Below are 3848 nucleotides of genomic sequence, written 5' to 3'. Positions count from 1 at the left end.
TCCGGCGCGATGTAGGCCTCGATCCCGATGATCGGCTTGATCCCGTGCTTCTTCGACGTCTGGAAAAACTCGTCCCCGCCGTACATGTTCCCGTGGTCAGTCATCCCGACCGCGGGCATGCCCAGCCGGGCCGCCTCCGTGAAAAGGGGACCGATCTTCGCCGCACCGTCCAGCATCGAATACTCGGTGTGGACGTGCAGGTGGACGAAAGAATCGTTCGACACCAGCGAAAACCTCCCCTAGGCAGACGGCTTCCCGGCTCCGGTCGACGCGGCGGGCCCGGGCTGTCCACCCTAGTCCGCCGCGGTCCGGCCGTTCCGTCTGGATCCTCTCTCTTCAGCGGGCCGAGCGCGCCTGCGACGCGCCGGGACGCGTTCGGCGTGGTGATCGCCGGTGCGCCCCTCAAGTACCCGGACACGGTCGCACCCGGCACCGACAAAACCGGGCCTCCCGGGAGCCGGGCGGCCGAGAGTCACCCGGGAGCGTGAACCAAGCCACAACCGCCGAGAAAGGGGCCCGTGCACGGCTTGACAGCGGCCGGGCCGGAACCGACGATCCGACGCGTGAACCTGTCTGACAGCCGGGCAGCCGGACCGCTCCCCCGGCGCGTCAGCGCGATGGAGGCCGTCCTCGGCTACCTGCGCGAGGCGATCGAACGCGGGGAGTACGCGGTCGGCGACCAGCTGCCGTCGGAAGCCGCGCTGAGCAGGCAGTTCGAGGTCAGCCGCTCGGTCGTGCGCGAGGCGCTGCGCGGGCTGCAGGCGCTCGGGCTGACCGTGTCGCGCACCGGCCGCGGCACGTTCGTCACCGCGAGCGGCCCGCCGGAGAACCCTACGTTCGGCGATTACTCGGCCCGCGATCTGGTCGAAGTGCGCAGGCACGTCGAGGTCCCGGTGGCCGGATACGCCGCGCGACGCCGCGACGCCGACCAGCTCGCGCGCCTCGCCGATCTCGTCGACCGGATGGACGCCGAGACCTCGGACGCCGCGTGGGTGGCGCTTGACTCACAGTTTCACGTCACGATCGCACGGGCATCAGGCAATCCGGTGTTCGCGAAGGTGATCGAAGAGATCCGCGACGCGCTGGCCCGCCAGTCGGCGTTCCTGAACCAGCTGGGCGGACGGCGGACGCAGTCGAACGTCGAGCACCGGCGCATCGTGACGGCGATCGCCGAAGGCGAAGAAGAAGCGGCGGCGGCCGCGATGACCGAGCATCTCGACCACGTCGAGAAGACCCTGACCACGATCGTACGGCCGGCCCGCGCCGGCGAAGCAGAAACAGGTACCACCGCGTGACTGAAGAAACCCTGCCCGCGACTGCCGAGGCGGACACCGCCGACGCGGGCGACGCCGGATACCGCAAGGCGCTGAAATCCCGGCACATCAACATGATCGCCATCGGCGGCGCGATCGGCACCGGCCTGTTCCTCGGCGCGGGCGGGCGGCTCGCACAGGCCGGTCCGGCGCTAGCGATCGTGTACGCGGTCTGCGGGCTCTTCGCGTTCTTCGTGGTGCGCTCCCTCGGCGAACTGATCCTGCACCGCCCGTCGTCCGGCGCGTTCGTGTCCTACGCGCGCGAGTTCATGGGCGAGAAGGGCGCGTACATCGCGGGCTGGATGCACTTCCTCAACTGGTCGACCACCGGCATCGCGGACATCACCGCCATCGCGCTGTACGCGCACTTCTGGTCGTTCTTCACGCCGATCCCGCAGTGGGTGCTGGCGCTGATCGCGCTGGCGGTCGTGCTGTCGCTGAACCTCGTCTCGGTGAAGCTGTTCGGCGAGATGGAGTTCTGGTTCTCGATCGTCAAGGTCGCCGCACTGGTGCTGTTCCTGCTCGTCGGCATCTTCCTGCTGGTGACGCAGCATCCGATCGACGGCCACGCGCCCGGCCCTCAGCTGATCGCCGACCACGGCGGCGTTTTCCCGGCGGGCATCGTGCCGATGATCCTGATCGTGCAGGGAGTCGTGTTCGCCTACGCGTCGTGCGAGCTGGTCGGCGTCGCGGCGGGCGAGACGGAGAACCCGAAGGCGGTCGTGCCGAAGGCGATCAACTCGATCATGTGGCGGATCGCGCTGTTCTACGTCGGTTCGGTCGTGCTGCTGGCGATGCTGCTGCCGTGGAACGCCTACTCGGCCGATCAAAGCCCGTTCGTCACGGTGCTGTCGAAGCTGGGCGTGCCCTATGCGGACAGCATCATGAACCTGGTCGTGCTGACCGCCGCGCTGTCGAGCCTCAACTCAGGCCTGTACTCGACCGGGCGAATCCTGCGCTCGATGTCGCTGGCCGGATCCGCGCCGAAGTTCACCGGCGTGATGAACCGCAACCAGGTGCCCTACGGCGGGATCCTGCTCACGTCGTCGGTGTGCGTGATCGGCGTCGGACTCAACTACGTGGTGCCGAAGGACGCGTTCGAGATCGTGCTGAACTTCGCCGCCGTCGGCATCCTCGGCACCTGGGCGATCATCGTGCTCAGCCACCTGCTGTTCGTGCGGAAAGCCAAGCGCGGCGAGGTCACCCGTCCGCACTTCCGGCTGCCGTTCTCGCCCTACACCGAGATCGCGACGCTCGTCTTCCTCGCCGCGGTCGTCGTGCTGATGGGCTTCGACAAGACTGGCCGGATCACTCTGATGGCGCTGCCGGTGATCGTCGTCGCGCTGGTGGTCGGCTGGTTCGTCGTGCGCAAGCGGATCGACATGAGCGCGTTCGACAAGGCAGAAGCGTCGTGATCCCCCAGGAACGCGAACCCCGGCACGTCCCTTTGGTGCACCTTCTGCGCGACGGCATGGTCGAAGGCGTACACCACGGTTCGGTCGTCGTCCTCTCTCCGGACGGTTCGACCCTGTTCGAGGCAGGCGACCCCGACGTCGCGATGTACCCGCGCTCAACCGCGAAACCGTTGCAAGCCACCGCCATGGCCCGACTCGGACTGCACCTGAATCCGCGCGGTTTCGCGATCGCCGCAGCCAGCCACTCCGGCGAAGCGCGACACCTGGAAGCGGCGGCCGCGGTGCTGACAAGCCGCGGCTTCGCTGAAGCTGATCTGGGCAACCCCGCCGACCTGCCCTATGACCCGGTCGAACGGGACGCCTGGATCGCCAGCGCACGGCAGCCGTCGCGACTCGCACACAACTGCTCCGGCAAGCACGCGGCGATGCTGGCCGTCTGCCGGGAACAGCACTGGGACGTCGAGGGCTACCTCGATCCGACGCATCCGCTGCAGCGCGCAATCCGGGAAACCGTCGAGGAGCTGACCGGGGAAACCGTGCCGCGAGTGGCGACGGACGGCTGCGGTGCGCCGCTGTTCGCCCTCTCCCTGCGGGGCTTGGCGCGGGCTGCTTCGCGGATCGCGACCGCACCCGAGGGTTCGCCGGAGTCGTTGGTGGCCAACGGAATCCGGCTGCATCCGGATCTGGTGGCGGGAAGCCGACGCGACGTCACCCGGCTCATGCAGACCGTGCCCGGGCTCATCGCGAAGGACGGTTTCGAGGCCGTACAACTCGCTGCATTGCCAGACGGGACCGCAGTAGCGCTGAAGATCGCGGACGGCGGCGACCGGGCCCGTCCAGCGGTACTCGCGGCTGCCCTGGCGCGAGCGGGTGTCGACCCGGATCTGCTTGCTCCCTTCAGCGATCCCGCCCTTCGAGTGACGGACGCACTAGCTGCCTAGGTACGTGAGGGGAATCTGATTCCCTCAGGGTTCCCCTCACGTACCTAAACCGCACCGATGCACCCCCGATCGAGGCACCCAGCCCCTCCCCCGCACCCCGATACGAAGCCTTCCCTGCGGTTCGGGGGTGCTTGTCAAGGCATCTTTCCCGACGAGACACCCCCCCCCCAACCGGCAAC

At 68.2% G+C, this 3848-nt stretch carries 4 protein-coding genes; 3 read left to right on the top strand and 1 reads right to left on the bottom strand.

Annotation, left to right across the window (positions count from 1 at the left end; genetic code table 11):
• The coding region (locus ACWDNU_RS44895; protein ID WP_449673336.1) for a PHP domain-containing protein at positions 1 to 224 on the bottom strand (224 nt) is incomplete at its 3' end.
• 393 nt (positions 225 to 617) lie between these two features.
• On the opposite strand from ACWDNU_RS44895, the gene ACWDNU_RS44890 reads away from it, so the two are divergent.
• From ACWDNU_RS44890 to ACWDNU_RS44880, 3 genes are read left to right on the top strand one after another with little or no spacing between them, the layout of a single operon-like run.
• The gene (locus tag ACWDNU_RS44890; protein ID WP_449673337.1) at positions 618 to 1295 is read left to right on the top strand and encodes a FadR/GntR family transcriptional regulator; all 678 of its coding nucleotides are present in this window, start codon (positions 618 to 620) and stop codon (positions 1293 to 1295) included.
• Positions 1292 to 2728 carry an amino acid permease gene (locus ACWDNU_RS44885; protein WP_370939286.1) on the top strand — a complete coding sequence of 479 codons (1437 nt, stop codon included), beginning with the start codon at positions 1292 to 1294 and terminating at the stop codon, positions 2726 to 2728. The genes ACWDNU_RS44890 and ACWDNU_RS44885 overlap by 4 nt, the downstream gene beginning before the upstream one ends.
• On the top strand, positions 2725 to 3669 hold the full coding sequence (locus ACWDNU_RS44880; protein ID WP_449673335.1) for an asparaginase: 945 nt from the start codon (positions 2725 to 2727) through the stop codon (positions 3667 to 3669). Before ACWDNU_RS44885 ends, ACWDNU_RS44880 begins: the two co-directional genes overlap by 4 nt.
• Positions 3670 to 3848: the final 179 nt, after the last annotated feature.

This window comes from Amycolatopsis sp. NPDC003676 (assembly GCF_053587275.1).
The sequence above is the reverse complement of the archived record's forward strand: the minus strand, read 5'-3'. Positions and strand labels throughout refer to the sequence as shown.